This is a genomic window from Nocardioides iriomotensis, from assembly GCF_004168035.1.
Classification (GTDB): Bacteria; Actinomycetota; Actinomycetes; order Propionibacteriales; family Nocardioidaceae; genus Nocardioides_B; species Nocardioides_B iriomotensis.
Map to the genome: position 1 here is coordinate 252,305 of NZ_SDPU01000035.1, position 14,766 is coordinate 267,070.

Here is a 14,766-nt window from a genome sequence, read left to right on the forward strand (position 1 = left end):
GGCGACCACATGAGCACGCAGGACCGCGCCGCGCTGCTGGCCGACATGGCCGGCGAGCTGAAGCGAGCACCCGACGACGAGGTCACCGCCAAGACGATGGTCGCCCGCACCCTCGACCTCCTGCCGAGGTCGGACGCCGTCAGTCTCACCGTCCGCGGCCGGCACGGCCGGTTCGCGACGCTGGGCGCGACGGACGAGCGCGCCGAGCGCGCCGACGCGCTGCAGTACGACACCGGCGAGGGCCCCTGCCTCAGCGCGGTGGAGCAGGCGGACTGGTTCCGCAGCGGCGACGTCTCGGTCGACGCCCGGTGGCCGACCTGGGGGCCGCGCGTCGCCGCCGAGGTCGGGGTCCGCTCCCTGCTCAGCGTCCGGCTGATGGGCGACGAGGACGCCCTCGGCGCGCTCAACGTGTACGGCGTGGAGCCGGGGCTCTTCACCGACCCAGACGACATCGACCTGCTGCTGCTCTTCGCGACCCACGCGGCGATCGCCCTGTCCGCCGCCCGGGAGATCGCCGGTCTGCAGACGGCCGTGCACACGCGGCACGTCATCGGCCTGTCCCAGGGCATCCTCATGGAGCGCTACGACCTCAGCGCCGACCAGGCCTTCGCGCTGCTGCGCCGCTACTCCAACGACCTCAACGTCAAGCTGCACGACGTCGCGCACGAGCTCGCCACCCACCGCGAGCTGCCGGACCTGCCCGGGGCGCGCCGCCCCGAGCCCGACTGACCGAACCCGGGTCGGACCCGGCGGCTCACCACGACGAGGGCAGGTCGCCGGCCAGGTCGTCGCTCGGGGCACCGTCCTCGGCCGCCCCCGAGAGCCGCGACGGGCGCTGCTGCTGGGAAGGGCGCACACGCGCACGTGCAGTCGATCAGCCGGACTGCGCCGCTGCGACCGACCGGACGTCCAGCCAGCGCGGCACCGTCGCGCAGTACTCGTCGTACGCCGCGCCGAACTTCGCCGCCAGGGCCTGCTCCTCGAAGAGCACCTGGTACCGGTCGATGAAGGTGACGAACGTCGCGGCCGGCACGAGCGCCCGCCAGGAGCCGCGGTACGCCGCGTGAGCGAGCAGCAGGCCGGTCATGCCGACGTACATCGGGTTGCGGGTCAGCGCGTTGGCGCCCGTCGTCACGAGCGTCGAGGCCTGCTCGGGCTCGAACGGCTGGACCGTGGTGCCGCTGCGGCGGAAGCGGGTGGCCGACGCGCCGGCCAACGACGCCGACGCGACCGCCAGAGCGACGGCCACCGTCGTCCGGCCGCGGCTCGGCGTGGCGGACGGTGAGACGACCCGCTGGACGACGCCGGCGGCGAGCATCAGGAGCGGTGGCGGGAGGCGCAGCACACCTGACACGGTCCACCATCGGCGCGCGTACGTCGAGAGGTGGGGGCACGACCGGGTGGGCCGGTGCCCCACCCGAACGGTGTCTACCGAGGGGCCGGGGGGCGTGCTTAGCGTGAGAGGGACGCACGCGCACGGTGCATCCTCTCGGGCTGTCACGTCCGGAAGGGGGACGCCATGGTGACGACGGAACATCGGGCCCACCTCGCCACGACGAACCGGCTGCACATCGGCCCGGTGGTCGCCGGGTCCCTCCTGACCGGGCTCCTGGTCGCCGTGTTCCTCGTGCTCGCCCCCTTCGTCCCGCCGGAGGAGCACGTCGTCACCGGCGTGACCCTGCTCGGCTTCGCCGTCGGGTGGGCCGCGCTGGCGTTGCTGTCGACCCGGCTGACCCTGCAGCCGCAGCGCTGGGCCTGGGCACCGGCGGCGTACATGGCCGCGAGCGTGGCCGTCGTGCTCCTGGCGCCGGGGACGACGCTCGAGCGCGCCGCTGCCTGGGTGTGGCCGCCCGTGCTGCTGGTGCTGGTCGTGTGGATGTTCCTCCGCTCCCGCAGGGACCTGATCAGCGCGACGCGCCCTTGGCTGCTCTACCCGGTGTTCACCGTCCTGCTGGTCCTCGCCCTCGGCGGAGGCTACGAAGCGGTCAGCTCCGCGCGCGACGTGTCGGCGGCCGTGCCGGGCCGGCTCGTCGACGTCGGCGACCACCGGCTGCACCTCAGCTGCACCGGGTCGGGCAGCCCCACCGTCGTGCTCGAGCCGGGCGCCGGCCTGATGTCCGCCGAGATGGGCTGGGTCGCCCCGGCCGTGGCGCGCGACACGACGGTCTGCGTGTACGACCGCGCTGGCCGCGGCTGGAGCGACCCCGCGCCCACACCCCCCGACGGCGCCCAGACGGCCACCGACCTCCGCACGGCGCTGCACCGGGCCCACGTGCCCGGCCCGTACGTGCTCGCCGGGCACTCCTTCGGTGGGCTGTACGTCATGTCGTTCGCCGCGCAGTACCCCCGCGAGGTCGCCGGACTGGTGCTCATCGACTCCACCGCCCCGTCGTCGGCTCCCGTGCCCCCCGAGAGCACCGGGTACGACCTGGCCGGACGCGTGGCGGCAATCGCGGCGGCGACCACCCGCGTGGGCGTCGGCCATCTCCTCGCCCAGACGAGCTACGCCGACCTGCCCCCGGGGTCGCGTGACGTGGCCCGGGCCAGCGCCTCCACCGCCGACCACGTCGCCGGCACGGTCGAGGAGTACGCCGTGGGCTCCCGCTCGACCAGCCAGGCCGGGCGTCTCGACGACCTCGGCGACCGGCCGCTCGTCGTGCTGACCGCGGGCGTCGGCAGCGACGCCGAGTGGATCGCCGACCAGGACGAGCTGGCCACACTGTCGACCAACAGCCTGCACCGGGTCGTGGCCGGCGCCAGCCACGGCACACTGCTCGAGGACCCGGTTGCTGCCGCGGCTGTCAGCAAGGCCGTGCAGGACGTCGTCGAGTCGGTGCGAACGTCCTCGCCGCTGCCTCGCCGGTGACGGCCAGGGACCTCGGCCACGCTGTGCGGTGACGTTCGGCCCTGGCAGTCACGTCGTGCCGCCGTACGTTCGCTTGTATGGAGCGTGTGCTGGTCGACCGCTTCGGCGGGCCTGAGGTGATCAGGGTGGTGGAGGTCGACGACCCGCAGCCGGGTCCGGGTGAGGTGCGGGTCGAGGTGCTGGCCGCGGGGGTGTCGTTCACCGACGCCCAGCTGCGTGCCGGCACGTACCTGGGTGTCCCGAAGCCCCCGTTCACGCCGGGGTACGAGCTGGTGGGAGTGGTCGACCAGGTCGGTCCGGGCTGCACCCGGCTCCGGGTCGGGGACCGCGTCGCGGCCCTCACGGTGTGGGGCGCGGACGCCGAGCGCGTGTGCGTGCTCGAGGAGAACACGGTGGAGGTGCCCGACGACCTGGACCCGGCCGAGGTGGCCGGCCTCGTGCTGACCTACATGACCGCCTACCAGCTGCTCCACCGCATGGCCGAGGTCCGGGCGGGGGAGTCCGTCCTGGTGCACGGCGCGGCCGGCCGGGTCGGCACGGCGGTGCTGGAGCTCGGAGCGGTCGCGGGACTCCGGATGTTCGGGACCGCCGCGCACCGCGACCTGGCCACGGTGGAGAGCAAGGGCGCGGTGGCGATCGACTACCGCAACGACGACTTCCTCGCCCGGGTGCGGGCCCTGCCCGAGGGCGGCGTCGACGTGGTGCTCGACGGCATGGGTGGCGCGCTCTCGCTGCGCTCGTTCCGGGCGCTCCGGCCGGGCGGCCGGTTGGTCGTCTTCGGCCACTACTCGACGCTGTCGCACGGCCACAAGAGCTGGCGGGCGTGGGCGGAGTGGTACGCCGCGACGGGCGGCGTGGCGCTGTGGGGCCTGCTGTCGCCGCGGCGGAAGGTGATGGCCTACCGCATCCAGAAGCTCCGTGAGGGACGTCAGCTGGTCCCGGTCAGCAAGCGGTCCGAGGCGCTCCCGGTCGGCGGGGGTCCACGCGACCCGGCACAGTTCCGCGAGGACTTCTCCGCGCTGCTCGCGCTGCTGCGGGCCGGCCGGATCCGGCCGATGATCGCCGAACGCCTGCCGCTCTCCGAGGCGCGGCGCGCGCACGAGCTGCTGGCCGGCTCCGCGGAGAAGGGCAAGCTCGTCCTGGTCCCGGACGGGTCGGACCGACCGGGCTGACCGTCACCGGTCGGCCGCCCCGGACATTGCGATCGACCGGGCGGCGTCCATGCCGCGCATCGTCTCGGGCGCGGGGCGGGGCCGGCTCGCCGCGGGGCGCTCTGGACGCTAGCATCGTCATATGGCGATGAAAGAGGTGGTGGGCGATGTCATGGCGGCAGCCGTGCGGGACGACGATGTCGCGGAGGTCGACGAGGTCGCCGCGCTCACGGCGGCGGCCTGCCTGTTCCACGGCTTCAGCGACCGGTCGCGCCTGACGATCGTGCAGCACCTGGCGCTGGGGGAGCACCGGGTCGTCGACCTCACCCGGCACCTGGGGCTCGCGCAGTCGACGGTGTCGAAGCACCTCGCCTGCCTCCTCGACTGCGGGATCCTCACCGTACGTCCCGAGGGGCGCGCCTCGGTCTACGCGCTGGCACACCCGGACGCCACGCTGGCCCTGCTGGCCGCCGCGGAGCGGCTGCTCGGCGAGACCGGCGACGCCGTCGTGCTGTGCCCGCGGTTCGGCCCGGGTGGCACCGAGGAGCACGGGTGAGCGCCACGACTGCGGCGACGGTCGACCGCGACGAGCTGCGGCGCCGGCTCGGCCGGCGGGCGCAGCTGCTGGCGCTCGCGTCGGTGACCTACAACGTCGTCGAGGCGGCCGTCGCCATCGGTGCCGGGCTCGTCGCCGGATCGGTCGCCCTCGTCGGGTTCGGGCTGGACTCCGTGGTCGAGGTCTCCTCGGGGTTGATCATCCTGTGGCAGTTCCGGCACCGGATGCCCGAGAGCCGCGAGCGCCAGGCGCTTCGGCTCATGGCCCTCTCGTTCTTCGCGCTGGCGGCGTACGTCGCGTTCGAGTCCGTCCGTGCCCTGGTCATGGGTCACGACCCGGACGCGTCGCCCGTCGGCATCGCGCTCGCGGTCGCGTCGCTGGCGATCATGCCGTTCCTCTCGTTCGCGCAGCGGCGCACGGGCAGGGCGCTCGGTTCCAACGCCGTGGTGGCCGACTCCACCCAGACCCTGCTGTGCACGTACCTGTCGGCCGTCCTGCTCCTCGGGCTGCTGCTCAACGCCACCGTCGGCTGGTCCTGGGCCGACCCGGTGGCCGGCCTGGTCATCGCGGCGGTCGCGGTCAAGGAGGGTCGCGAGGCCTGGCGCGGCGAGGGTTGCTGCGCCGGCTGCGGTACCGACGCGAGCGGTCCGCGGGCGATGTCACTCCTGCCGGTCACCTCCGATCCGAAGGCGCGCGACTGATGGGCGCCGGGCACGGGCACGGTCACGCGCCTCTGGCCGGGTCGGAGGGGCACGCGGGCGGGAGGCACCGTTGGCGCCTCGCGGTCGCGTTCGGCCTCGTCGCGTCGTTCTTCGTGTTCGAGCTGGTCGTCGCCCTTCTGTCGGGATCGCTCGCCCTGCTGTCCGACGCCGGCCACATGGCCGCCGACGTGGTGGCGCTGGGCGCTGCCCTGGTCGCGACCCGGATCGCGACGAGACCCGACAGCAGCGGGCGGCGCACCTATGGCTCCTACCGCGCCGAGATCTTCGCGTCGGGCCTCACCGTCCTGCTCATGCTCGGCATGTCGGTGTACGTCGTCGTCCAGGCGGTGTCGCGGCTCGGTGAGGGCGTCGTGGTCGACACCGGTCCGATGCTCGTCGTCGGCGCGATCGGCCTGGCGGTCAACGTCGTCGCGCTCCTGCTGCTGCGCGGTGGGTCGTCGGAGTCGCTGAACGTCAAGGGCGCCTACCTCGAGGTCGTCGCCGACACCGCCGGCTCGGTCGGGGTCATCGCCGCCGGCTGGTTGATCGCCGTCACCGGTGACCCGGTGTGGGACACCGTCGTCGCGCTGGCGATCGGACTCTTCGTCGCCGTACGCGCGGTCGTCCTCGGCCGCCAGGTCCTCGCCGTCCTCGGCCAGCACGTCCCGGCGGACATGGACGTCGACGTGGTCGCGCGCGACCTCACGGCCGTCGACGGCGTCGACGACGTGCACGACCTGCACCTGTGGACCCTGACGTCGGGCATGCACGTCGCGACGGCACACCTCGTCGCGACCGAGTCGGGCGACTTCGCCGGCATCCTCGAGGAGGCCCGACGCGTGCTGCGCGACGACCACGGGATCGTGCATGCCACGCTGCAGGTGGAGCCGACGTCGAGCCGCGCCTGCCACGAGCTCGACTGGTGAGGGGACTGGCTCGGTTGGGGCGTTCCGATCTGGTGTGAATTCGCCATGGCGGAAGGACGGAGCCGCAGGGTCCACTGACGTTCTCAGCAGGACGTCACCATCGGCGTCCAGCCGGAACCGACGGGGGTTCTCATGGCTCACTCGATCTCGCGCGTCGTCATCGTCGTCGCGACGGCGCTGGCCGCCATCGGAGGGGGAGCGGCGCACGGCCAGGAGCTGACGTACGCCGACGGCGCCTCCGACGTCTACCTGCTCCAGGCCGACAACACCGCGACGCTCTACGGCGACATGGTCAACACCGACGTCGTGTCGGTGCTCGTCGACCACCGCAACCGGCAGATCAAGGCGAAGTTCGGCTTCACCGACCTCGCCCGCACGAGCCAGCGCTTCATCGCAGCCCTGAGCGTGCGCACCTCCGACAGCCGGCGCTACCGCGTGGTGGTCAACGCGCTCAGCTCCTGGCGCGGCGAGGCGGCGTTCGAGACCTGGAACGGCAAGGAGATCGAGTGCGCGTCGATCCACCACGCGATCGACTACGACGCCAACACGATCGAGCTCGCGTTGGACACGGACTGCCTCGAGAAGCCGCGCTGGGTGCAGGTGGGCCTGGTCACGGCGTCGACGCCGGACGGCAACACGGTGTACGTCGACGACGCGCAGCGCCCCGACTTCCCGCGGTGGAACGTGTGGTCGAGCAAGGTCCGGCGCGGCTGAGGACGCGCCTCCAGCCGAGTCACGAAGGACGAACAGGCGGCGCGCGGCCGGCCTGGCATGATCCGCCGCATGATCATCGGTCTGGTCGGCGACCTCGAGGGTGACCGCGAGTGGGCCGTCAGCCGCCTCCGAGCACTGGGGGAGCGCGGCGACGTGGAGGTGGCCTGTCAGCTGGGTGACCTGCGGTTCGGCATGGGGGCCGACCCCGAGGGTTACCTCGCCGCGATCGAGTCGGTCTGCGCGGAGCTCGGGCTGCGGCTCCTCTGCATCGGTGGCAACCACGAGAACTGGGCTCGCCTCGACCAGCTGTGGGCCGACCCGCGCCGGCGCAGCGACGACGGCAGCCTGAGGCCGATCCAGCTGTCCGACCATGTCGCGATGCTGCCGCGCGGACATCGCTGGGAGATGGGCGGCCGCTCGTTCGTGGCGCTCGGGGGTGCTCCGTCGGTCAACCGCCACCTGCTGACCGAGGGGATCGACTGGTGGTCGTCCGAGGTGATCCGCGACGAGCACGTCGAGGCGACGATCGCCGGCGGCCACGCCGAGATCATGCTCACCCACGACAGCCCGGGACCGCCGTACTGCACCGAACCCGTCGCCGACATCATCCGGAGCAACCCGTGGGGCTGGCCGGACTCGTCGCTCGCCTACGCCCAGGACGGCATCGAGAAGGTCACGCGGGCCGTGCTCGGCGTCCAGCCGCTGCTGCTCGCCCACGGTCACTTCCACGTCACCGGCCAGGCCGCCGTACGACTCGCGGGGTCCGGCCACGACACGACGATCTGGTCCCTGGCCGCCAACCAGGACCCCGGCAACGTCCGGCTGCTCGACCTGGACACCCTCTCCGACGCGAGCGAGACGGACGGTTCACGACACCAGGAGGCCCGCAGCCGATGAGCTCGAGCGTCACGTGTGCCAACTGTGGGAGACCGCTGCCGGCCGACCATCCCGGGGACGGCGGGTACTGCGCGACCTGCACCACGGCCTGGAGCGGGGGCAGCGAGGCCGACCCGCCGTCGGCGGCCGACGTGGCCACCGACCCCCGCGGAAGTGCCCGTCTCTGTACCAACTGCGGGGCACCCTTGCCGGCCGGCAGACCCGCGAACCACGGCTACTGCGACGCCTGCACAGCCAGGTGGCAGCGAGGCAGGGCAACTCGGGCGAAGCCCGACTCCTGAACCGGTTGACGCGCGGGGCCGTCCTGAGGAATCTGAGGCAACGGGAGGCGTCCGCTCGGACGCACGATGACCGAGGAGCGCCATGCTGTTCCACATCAAGCAATCGCACGCACCGGCGGACTGCCCCTTCGGCTCGGGTGGATCGCGCTCGTTGTTCGACGGCGACCACCCCGACGTGACGGTCCACGGCTACTGGCTGGCGTTCCCGCAGCACACGACGTACCTGGTGGTGGAGACGGACGACATCGCGCACCTCCAGGCGTTCCTCAAGCCGGGCGCCGGCGTCACGTTGTGCGAGATCACCCCGGTCAGCGACCGGCCGGTCGCCCCCCACCGCTAGACGCTGCCGGAGAAATCTGCCGACGCCGGCGGCGCCTCGCGGCGATAGGCTTGTGCCTGTCGACACGGAAGGAGTCGTGTCATGGCGCTGCTGGCCTGGTTCGTGGGCATCACCCTGGTGCTCGGTCTGCTGTGGGCGGGGTGGTACGACCACAAGCAACGACGCCGCGGGGCCGACCCGCACGACATCAGGGGCGCCGCCCGCGACGCACGCACCAAGGCCGAGGGCAAGGGCACCGAATGGGGCTCCTAGTCAGGTGGCCACGGCGACACCGCCGGGGCAGGGCGACGAGCGCGACTCAGATCGCGAGCTGCCCGCCGTCGGCGACGAGCTCCGTCCCGTGGATGTAGGACGACTCGTCGGAGGCGAGGAACGCGACCAGCGCGCTGACCTCGTCCGGGTCACCGAACCGCTGCATCGGGATGGACGCGGCCGCGATCTGGTTGCGCAGCTCCTCCGGGACGGTGTCGACCAGCATCTTGGTCAGGATGCCGCCGGGGTGCACGGAGTTCACGCGGATGTTGCTCGCGCCGTACTCCGCCGCGACCGCCTTCGTCATCCCGCGGACTGCGAACTTCGCACTGGTGTACGCCAGGTTCGGTGTGTCCGGCTTGTGCTGGAAACCGGCGGTGGAGGAGATGTTGACGATGGACCCGCCGCCGACCTCGAGCATCCCGGGGATGACGGCGCGCATGCCGTAGAAGACGCCGTGCTGGTCGATCGCGATGGTGCGCAGGTAGTCCGCGTCGCTGAAGTCGGCTGCCTTGACCTCGGGGCCGGCGTACCCGGCGTTGTTCACCAGGACGTTCGGAATGCCGTAGGTCTCTCGAGCGATCTCGACGACCTGGGCCCACGAAGCCGGGTCGGTGACGTCGTGCTGGACGAAGACGGCGGCCCCGTCGATGGAGTCGGCGACCTGCTGACCCAGGTCGGCGTTCAGGTCGGTCAGGACGACCTTCGCACCGGCGGAGGCGAGCCGTCGTGCGTGCGCCTCTCCCGCACATCCCGGGCGGGCCGACCCGGCACCGCACGTCAGCCGAAGGTGGGGTGCTGCTGACTCACCATCCGAGCTCACGCAGCCGCGCGTCGCCGATTCCGAAGTGATGACCCACCTCGTGGATCACTGTCCGCCGAACCTGCTCGACGACCTCGGCCTCGCTGGCACACACCGCGCAGATGGCACGCCGATAGATCGTGATCCGGTCGGGCAGGGCGCCGGCGTACGACATCGAGCGTCGGGTCAGGGGCACGCCCTGATAGAGCCCCAGCAGGCCCGCCGGGCCGCCGTCGTGCTGCACCGTGACGGCCACGTTGCTCATGAGCTCGCCCAGCTCGTCCGGGATGCCGTCGAGCGCCTCGGCCACCATCACCTCGAAGCCCTCGGGATCGACCTCGACCATGCCGCAAGTGTCCAACCCGATGTGCACGCGCGGCCACCGACGTCGTCGCCTGGCCCCTCCCGTCATCGAGCCTGTGGCTCGCGGAGGTAGAGGTCGCGCAGCAGACTGATCTCTGCACCGTGGTGGAAGATCTCGACGCTCGTGTAGAGGACGACCCTCGCGACGGGCGCGTCGGCGAACTCGGGTGGACTCTTGGAGCCTTGCCGCGCGGCGAGGCCCTCGTCGCCGAGCTCGCGGACTCCGGCCACCCAGGCGGCGTAGGTGTCGTCGAGCCGGCGGAGAGCCGTCTCGGCGCTGCCCGGGTAGTCGAACGTCTCGGCCGTCACCCTCGGGCCACCGAAGTAGACGCCGTTCATGGAGGCGAGGGTCTCGATGAGGTGCCCGAGCCGCCAGGCGATGGTGGTCATCGGCGCCGGACCATCGGACGCCGGGCCGTAGTCCCAGGTGTAGTCGCCGGCCCCGTACGACACGGGTGCCGGGCTTTCCCCGCGGCGGTGGATCGTCCAGCTGCCGGGCGCCGGTGCCCAGTAGTACTCCTCGTCCGACAGCCCCTCCAGGCGGGGTCGCAGCCGTTGGTGCCAGTGCGTCTCGACCTGGTCGAGCAGCTCACCGTTCCAGTCGATCGCCATCGGCGGACGTGAGCGCCGTGACCGCGCCACCTTGGTCCCGCGGACCGCGACCGGCTGCGCCTCGTGCGACATGGAGCCCTCGTCGGGCGGGTCGGTGTCGGTCATGAGTGGGTGCCCAGTCGACGTCGCACCACGCGTCGCCGAAGGGTGGGCGAGGACACCACCTCGTAACCGGCCTCGACGAAGACCTGCACCAGCCCGACGGAGGCCTCGTCCCAGATCACGGACTTTCCCGGCGGCGGCTCGATCGGGTACCCCTCCAGGACCCGGGCGCCGACCTGCTCGCCGTACTCGACGGTGGCGGTGGCGAGCTCGTAGGTCAGCCCCGACTGGCGCCAGCCCTTGCGCACGACGAAACACGTGACCGACCAGACGCCCTCCAGATCGGGGTCCATCCGCATCCACGCCTGCTTCCGGCTCCACAGCCTGGGGTAGTTCTCGCGAGGCTCGACCGCGACCCAGCCGACCGCCTCGCCGTCGACGTACCCGATCAGCCCAGACGTCGGTCCGGTCGTCGTGCCGCAGGCGGTTTGCTCCAGCAGCGCGGCGTCCCTCTGCTCCTGGGTGGTGTCGCGCCAGATCCAGCCAGGCACCTTCAACGCTTGGCAGCGGCACTTGTGGGCGCCCCCCGTGGCGAACACCGCCTCGACGTCCTCTGGTGCTGCTTGGTTGGCCGGGAGCCAGGTGAACTCAGGCATGCGGCGACCCTAGTTGCCGGCCGGACGCTCGGAAGCGGATCAGGACCCGAGGTGTGAGCCGACGGGTCGCCGACGTCACCGCACTCGTCGAACGGGGTATCGCCCGAGGAGAGCCGCGGTCCGACCTCGACCCGGAACTGGTGACCGACCTCCTGCTGGGACCGCTCCACCACCGGCGTCGATTCCCACCGACCCTGTGGCCTGTCGCGTCCACGAATAACCGGCTGCGCATCCGGGGCAAGCGCGGCAGGCTCTGCCTGTGGCAACGGCGATCCAGACTCTTCAGGAACTGGTCTCCCGGGAGGCGCCGGGCTCACCCGTGGCCATGTACCTGACCGGCTCGTACTGCGACGGCGGGCTGCGCCCCGAGAGCGATCTCGACATCTTGCTCATCACCCGCGCGCCGCTACAGACTGGTGAACGTCGCGTTCTGGTGGAGCACCTCCTGCGCTGCTCCGGGAGGCGGGCCACCCTGCAGCCGGGCCGCCCCATCGAGCTGATCTCACTCGTCCAGGACGACATCAAGCCGTGGCGCTACCCGGCGATGCGCGACTTTCTGTACGGCGAGTGGCGTCGGGCCGACTACGAGGCCGGCGTCCTACCCCGCCGCGAGACCGATCCCAACCTTCCGGTTCTGATCACGTCCGCACGCCAGCACTCGTCCGTGCTGATGGGTCCGCCGCTGGTCGAGCTCACCGACCCGGTGCCCCGGGAGCACCTGACGCAGTCGATGTTCGACGCCTTGCCCAGCCTGCTCGACGGTCTCGTCGGCGACGAGCGCAACGTGCTTCTCACGCTCGCTCGCATCCTATTCTCGCTCCGCACCGGCCTCATTGCGCCGAAAGATGTGGCTGCGGCCGACATCTGTTCGAGCCTCGCATCGGCGCACGCAGACATCGTGGACCTCGCTGCGCGGGCTTACCGGGGCGAGGCCCGAGACGACTGGACCGAGCTCCACAGCGAAGCAGCCGCCACAGCCACGGCCCTGACTGATCGCATCCACGCGTTCCGGGCTTGACCCCACGGCCGGCCGCCACTCATCGCTGGGCCACCGAACCCCACGCCTGCGCTGTGATCCGTACGCGCTAATCGGCTCTCACGCGTCTGGTGTCGTATGCCCACATCGCGATCTCGACGCGGTTGCGGGCGCCGAGCTTGGTCATCAACGATGCGACGTGGGTCTTGACCGTGCTCAGGCCGACGAAGAGCTCGGTGGCGATCTCGGCGTTGGTCCGGCCCCGCGCCACCAGCGCGAGCACCTCCTCCTCGCGCTCGGTGAGCGGGTCGATGGGCTGGACCGGTACCACCGGCGCCTGGTCGGCGAAGGTCGCCAGCAGCCGGCGGGTGACGTTGGGGGCGATCAGCGCGTCCCCGTTGGCCGCCGCGTGGATGGCCTGCACGAGGAGCTCCGGCCCGGCGTCCTTGAGCAGGAAGCCGCGGGCGCCGGCGCGTAGGGCGCCGAGGACGTACTCATCGAGGTCGAAGGTGGTGATCACGACGACCGCCATCGGGTCTGTCACGCCTGGCCCGGCCAGGCGCCGCGTCACCTCGACGCCGTCGAGGCCGGGCATCCGGATGTCGACGAGGAGGACATCGGGACGCAGCCGGGTCGCCAGGTCGAGCGCTGCGAGCCCGTCTGCTGCCTCCCCCACGACCTCGAGGCCGGGTTGCGCGCCGAGGATCATCACCAGCCCGGTCCGGACCAAGTCCTGGTCGTCGGCTACGACAACACGGATGCTCATGCCGGCGCCTCCACCGGCAGCACGGCCTCGACCACCCAGCCACCCTCGGGCCCCGGCCCCGCGGAGAGCGATCCGCCGAGGAGCTGGGCGCGTTCGGCCATGCCCAGCAGGCCGAACCCAGGCTCCGGGGCTGACCCCGGCTCGGTCTGTCCATCGTCGCTGACACGCAGCCTGACGGCGTCGCCCTCCCGGCGTACGTCGATCCCGACGCGGGTCGCGCTCCGGGCGTGCCGTACGGCGTTGGTCAGCGATTCCTGCGCGAGCCGGTAGAGCGCGGCATCGACGGGTCGTGCCAGCCGGGTCAACGCACCGTCCAGCGAGACCTCGACGGTGGGCGTCGCGTCGGCGCGCGCCAGAGCGCGCAGGTCCGCGACACCCAGCTGCGGTGAGTAGGCGACGGCTTCCTCCTCACGCAGCACCCGCACCATGGATCTCATCTCCGCCAGGGTTCGCGACGCTTCAGACTCGATCGCGGCCAGGACCTCGACGGCCTTCTCAGGCTGGATGCCGGCGACCACGCCACCGGCCTGCGCCTGCACCGCGATGGCCGAGACGTGGTGGGCCACGGTGTCGTGCAGCTCGCGCGCCAGCGCCACCCGTTCCTGATTGCGGATCTCGCGCTGTTGGCGGTGCCAGAGGTCCGCGCGGTAGCGGAACACCGCCGCGAGGGCGACGAACAACAGCAAGAGGACGCTCCCGCCGAAAACGTCGGCCCAGCCCGCGGAGGCGACGTACATCCCCAGCGCGACGACGACTGTCACGAACGCCGTCCCCAGGACCATCTCCCGACCCGAGCCCCACCGCACCAGGGAGTAGAGCAGGATCAGGACGGCCATCATGGAGGAGAGGCCGAGGTCCCCGGCGTGCGCAGTCAGCTGGAGGACCGAGAGCAGCCCGGCGACGCCCCATCCGAGCAGGGCGGCCGTCAGGGGGCGACTCCGCCGCCAGAGCAGGGCAGGCATCAGCGCCAGGGCGAGCACCGTCACCAGGGGGCGCCAGGCCAAGCCCGGCCGAGCGATGCCCTCGATCAAGGCGGCGGCCGCGAACACGCCCACCAGCAGCCAGTCGAGCCGACCGATGGGTGGGGCGTCAGCAGGCCGCGGCTCATGCCAGATGGAGCGCCGGGCAGTGACCACGGCTCCAGCCTAGGGATCGGCGCGCCTCTGCGTGTCCGCCTAAAGAACGAGAGAGAGACCGTGCCATCGGCCGGGTGAACCCCAGCCTCCGGGCCGAGGCGCCCGCCACCGGGCTCAGTGATCGTGGACCTACCGATCCTCACCACCACAACGGAGCCCATGATGAGAACATCTCAACCCACCGCCGTCACACTGGAAGATCAGCGGATCCCGGTGCGAGCCAAGCTCGCCGCAACGTGGACAAGCTTCATGTTCCTGTACGCCTACGTGGACATTCTCAACTTCTTTACGCCCGGCGTCGTCGCAGACATCCTCGACGGCAAGGTCTTCGAGTTCGACCTCTCCCAGACCTTCTCGACCACGGCGCTGACCCTCGTGGCCATCCCGATCCTCATGGTCGTGCTGTCGATGACGCTGCCCGCCCGGGCGAACCGCATCACGAACCTCATCGTGGCGTCGCTCTACGTCCCCGTCACTGCATTCAACGCGGTGGGCGAGTCCTGGCTGTACTTCTACGGCCTTGGCATCGTCCTGGAACTGATCCTTCTCGCCCTCATCGTGCGGTACGCCTGGACCTGGCCCCACGCCGCACCGTCGGCGACGGCGACGGCGACGGCGACGGCGACCAGCCCGGACCGTGCAGCCGTTCGCGCCCAGCAGCAAGCGTGACCCACGAGCAGTCCCCGTCCTGTTCGGAGCCATCCGCCTCGATGCCGCGGTGCGGGCCTC

General features: G+C 71.7%; 19 protein-coding genes and 1 pseudogene. 13 read left to right on the forward strand and 7 right to left on the reverse strand.

What is annotated here, in order from left to right:
- Window positions 1–9: 9 nt before the first annotated feature.
- Entirely contained in the window at window positions 10–729 is a 720-nt protein-coding gene (locus ETU37_RS21035) for a GAF and ANTAR domain-containing protein (protein WP_129989300.1), read from the forward strand.
- Between the two features lie 145 nt (window positions 730–874).
- On the opposite strand, the gene ETU37_RS21040 is transcribed toward ETU37_RS21035, so the two are convergent.
- The gene (locus tag ETU37_RS21040) at window positions 875–1,345 is read right to left on the reverse strand and encodes a methyltransferase family protein (protein WP_240755867.1); all 471 of its coding nucleotides are present in this window, start codon (window positions 1,343–1,345) and stop codon (window positions 875–877) included.
- Window positions 1,346–1,519: 174 nt separating this feature from the next.
- On the opposite strand from ETU37_RS21040, the gene ETU37_RS21045 reads away from it, so the two are divergent.
- The 9 genes from ETU37_RS21045 to ETU37_RS23370 all read left to right on the forward strand — a co-directional run bounded on the left by ETU37_RS21045 (window position 1,520) and on the right by ETU37_RS23370 (window position 8,684).
- Window positions 1,520–2,866, forward strand: a complete 1,347-nt coding sequence (locus ETU37_RS21045; protein WP_129989301.1) for an alpha/beta hydrolase — start codon at window positions 1,520–1,522, stop codon at window positions 2,864–2,866.
- Window positions 2,867–2,943: 77 nt separating this feature from the next.
- Window positions 2,944–4,038, forward strand: coding sequence for a medium chain dehydrogenase/reductase family protein (locus tag ETU37_RS21050; RefSeq protein ID WP_206054100.1), 1,095 nt, complete (start codon window positions 2,944–2,946; stop codon window positions 4,036–4,038).
- Window positions 4,039–4,189: 151 nt separating this feature from the next.
- Window positions 4,190–4,573, forward strand: coding sequence for an ArsR/SmtB family transcription factor (locus tag ETU37_RS21055; RefSeq protein ID WP_206054134.1), 384 nt, complete (start codon window positions 4,190–4,192; stop codon window positions 4,571–4,573).
- Window positions 4,570–5,274, forward strand: coding sequence for a cation diffusion facilitator family transporter (locus ETU37_RS21060; protein ID WP_129989303.1), 705 nt, complete (start codon window positions 4,570–4,572; stop codon window positions 5,272–5,274). The genes ETU37_RS21055 and ETU37_RS21060 overlap by 4 nt, the downstream gene beginning before the upstream one ends.
- Complete coding sequence (locus ETU37_RS21065) at window positions 5,274–6,200, forward strand: cation diffusion facilitator family transporter (RefSeq protein WP_129989304.1); 927 nt, start codon at window positions 5,274–5,276, stop codon at window positions 6,198–6,200. The genes ETU37_RS21060 and ETU37_RS21065 overlap by 1 nt, the downstream gene beginning before the upstream one ends.
- A 132-nt stretch (window positions 6,201–6,332) precedes the next feature.
- Window positions 6,333–6,914 carry a hypothetical protein gene (locus tag ETU37_RS21070; protein WP_129989305.1) on the forward strand — a complete coding sequence of 194 codons (582 nt, stop codon included), beginning with the start codon at window positions 6,333–6,335 and terminating at the stop codon, window positions 6,912–6,914.
- 69 nt (window positions 6,915–6,983) lie between these two features.
- On the forward strand, window positions 6,984–7,811 hold the full coding sequence (locus tag ETU37_RS21075; protein WP_129989306.1) for a hypothetical protein: 828 nt from the start codon (window positions 6,984–6,986) through the stop codon (window positions 7,809–7,811).
- Between the two features lie 363 nt (window positions 7,812–8,174).
- On the forward strand, window positions 8,175–8,432 hold the full coding sequence (locus tag ETU37_RS21080; RefSeq protein ID WP_129989307.1) for a DUF3303 domain-containing protein: 258 nt from the start codon (window positions 8,175–8,177) through the stop codon (window positions 8,430–8,432).
- A gap of 81 nt (window positions 8,433–8,513) precedes the next feature.
- The gene (locus ETU37_RS23370; RefSeq protein ID WP_165372626.1) at window positions 8,514–8,684 is read left to right on the forward strand and encodes a hypothetical protein; all 171 of its coding nucleotides are present in this window, start codon (window positions 8,514–8,516) and stop codon (window positions 8,682–8,684) included.
- 46 nt (window positions 8,685–8,730) lie between these two features.
- Here ETU37_RS23370 and ETU37_RS21085 read toward each other — a convergent pair whose 3' ends face one another.
- The 4 genes from ETU37_RS21085 to ETU37_RS21100 form a co-directional block, all read right to left on the reverse strand.
- On the reverse strand, window positions 8,731–9,507 hold the full coding sequence (locus tag ETU37_RS21085; RefSeq protein WP_206054101.1) for an SDR family NAD(P)-dependent oxidoreductase: 777 nt from the start codon (window positions 9,505–9,507) through the stop codon (window positions 8,731–8,733).
- A complete protein-coding gene (locus ETU37_RS21090; RefSeq protein ID WP_129989308.1) occupies window positions 9,491–9,832 on the reverse strand; it encodes a metallopeptidase family protein in 342 nt (113 codons plus the stop codon). Before ETU37_RS21090 ends, ETU37_RS21085 begins: the two co-directional genes overlap by 17 nt.
- A gap of 62 nt (window positions 9,833–9,894) precedes the next feature.
- Window positions 9,895–10,566 carry a DinB family protein gene (locus tag ETU37_RS21095; protein WP_206054102.1) on the reverse strand — a complete coding sequence of 224 codons (672 nt, stop codon included), beginning with the start codon at window positions 10,564–10,566 and terminating at the stop codon, window positions 9,895–9,897.
- Window positions 10,563–11,159, reverse strand: a complete 597-nt coding sequence (locus ETU37_RS21100) for a GNAT family N-acetyltransferase (RefSeq protein WP_129989309.1) — start codon at window positions 11,157–11,159, stop codon at window positions 10,563–10,565. Before ETU37_RS21100 ends, ETU37_RS21095 begins: the two co-directional genes overlap by 4 nt.
- Window positions 11,160–11,185: 26 nt before the next feature.
- Between ETU37_RS21100 and ETU37_RS24005 the strand changes: the two are divergent.
- Window positions 11,186–11,494 (forward strand): annotated as a pseudogene (locus tag ETU37_RS24005) (TetR-like C-terminal domain-containing protein); the annotation flags it as partial.
- The gene (locus tag ETU37_RS21110) at window positions 11,419–12,177 is read left to right on the forward strand and encodes an aminoglycoside adenylyltransferase family protein (protein ID WP_165372627.1); all 759 of its coding nucleotides are present in this window, start codon (window positions 11,419–11,421) and stop codon (window positions 12,175–12,177) included. The pseudogene ETU37_RS24005 and the gene ETU37_RS21110, both read left to right, overlap by 76 nt.
- A 67-nt stretch (window positions 12,178–12,244) precedes the next feature.
- Here ETU37_RS21110 and ETU37_RS21115 read toward each other — a convergent pair whose 3' ends face one another.
- Together ETU37_RS21115 and ETU37_RS21120 are read right to left on the reverse strand one after the other, a co-directional pair.
- On the reverse strand, window positions 12,245–12,901 hold the full coding sequence (locus tag ETU37_RS21115) for a response regulator (protein WP_129989311.1): 657 nt from the start codon (window positions 12,899–12,901) through the stop codon (window positions 12,245–12,247).
- Window positions 12,898–14,037: a sensor histidine kinase gene (locus tag ETU37_RS21120; RefSeq protein WP_129989312.1), complete on the reverse strand. Its 1,140-nt coding sequence runs from the start codon at window positions 14,035–14,037 to the stop codon at window positions 12,898–12,900. Before ETU37_RS21120 ends, ETU37_RS21115 begins: the two co-directional genes overlap by 4 nt.
- 123 nt (window positions 14,038–14,160) lie before the next feature.
- Between ETU37_RS21120 and ETU37_RS21125 the strand changes: the two genes are divergently transcribed.
- Window positions 14,161–14,706, forward strand: coding sequence for a DUF6326 family protein (locus ETU37_RS21125; RefSeq protein WP_240755868.1), 546 nt, complete (start codon window positions 14,161–14,163; stop codon window positions 14,704–14,706).
- Window positions 14,707–14,766: the final 60 nt, after the last annotated feature.

Coding starts and splice junctions, on each gene's coding strand:
- ETU37_RS21035 (WP_129989300.1), top strand. CDS start 10: ATGAGCACGCAGGACCGCGCCGCGCTGCTGGCCGACATGGCCGGCGAG.
- ETU37_RS21045 (WP_129989301.1), top strand. CDS start 1,520: ATGGTGACGACGGAACATCGGGCCCACCTCGCCACGACGAACCGGCTG.
- ETU37_RS21050 (WP_206054100.1), top strand. CDS start 2,944: ATGGAGCGTGTGCTGGTCGACCGCTTCGGCGGGCCTGAGGTGATCAGG.
- ETU37_RS21055 (WP_206054134.1), top strand. CDS start 4,190: ATGGCGGCAGCCGTGCGGGACGACGATGTCGCGGAGGTCGACGAGGTC.
- ETU37_RS21065 (WP_129989304.1), top strand. CDS start 5,274: ATGGGCGCCGGGCACGGGCACGGTCACGCGCCTCTGGCCGGGTCGGAG.
- ETU37_RS21070 (WP_129989305.1), top strand. CDS start 6,333: ATGGCTCACTCGATCTCGCGCGTCGTCATCGTCGTCGCGACGGCGCTG.
- ETU37_RS21075 (WP_129989306.1), top strand. CDS start 6,984: ATGATCATCGGTCTGGTCGGCGACCTCGAGGGTGACCGCGAGTGGGCC.
- ETU37_RS21080 (WP_129989307.1), top strand. CDS start 8,175: ATGCTGTTCCACATCAAGCAATCGCACGCACCGGCGGACTGCCCCTTC.
- ETU37_RS23370 (WP_165372626.1), top strand. CDS start 8,514: ATGGCGCTGCTGGCCTGGTTCGTGGGCATCACCCTGGTGCTCGGTCTG.
- ETU37_RS21090 (WP_129989308.1), bottom strand. CDS start 9,832: ATGGTCGAGGTCGATCCCGAGGGCTTCGAGGTGATGGTGGCCGAGGCG.
- ETU37_RS21095 (WP_206054102.1), bottom strand. CDS start 10,566: ATGACCGACACCGACCCGCCCGACGAGGGCTCCATGTCGCACGAGGCG.
- ETU37_RS21100 (WP_129989309.1), bottom strand. CDS start 11,159: ATGCCTGAGTTCACCTGGCTCCCGGCCAACCAAGCAGCACCAGAGGAC.
- ETU37_RS21115 (WP_129989311.1), bottom strand. CDS start 12,901: ATGAGCATCCGTGTTGTCGTAGCCGACGACCAGGACTTGGTCCGGACC.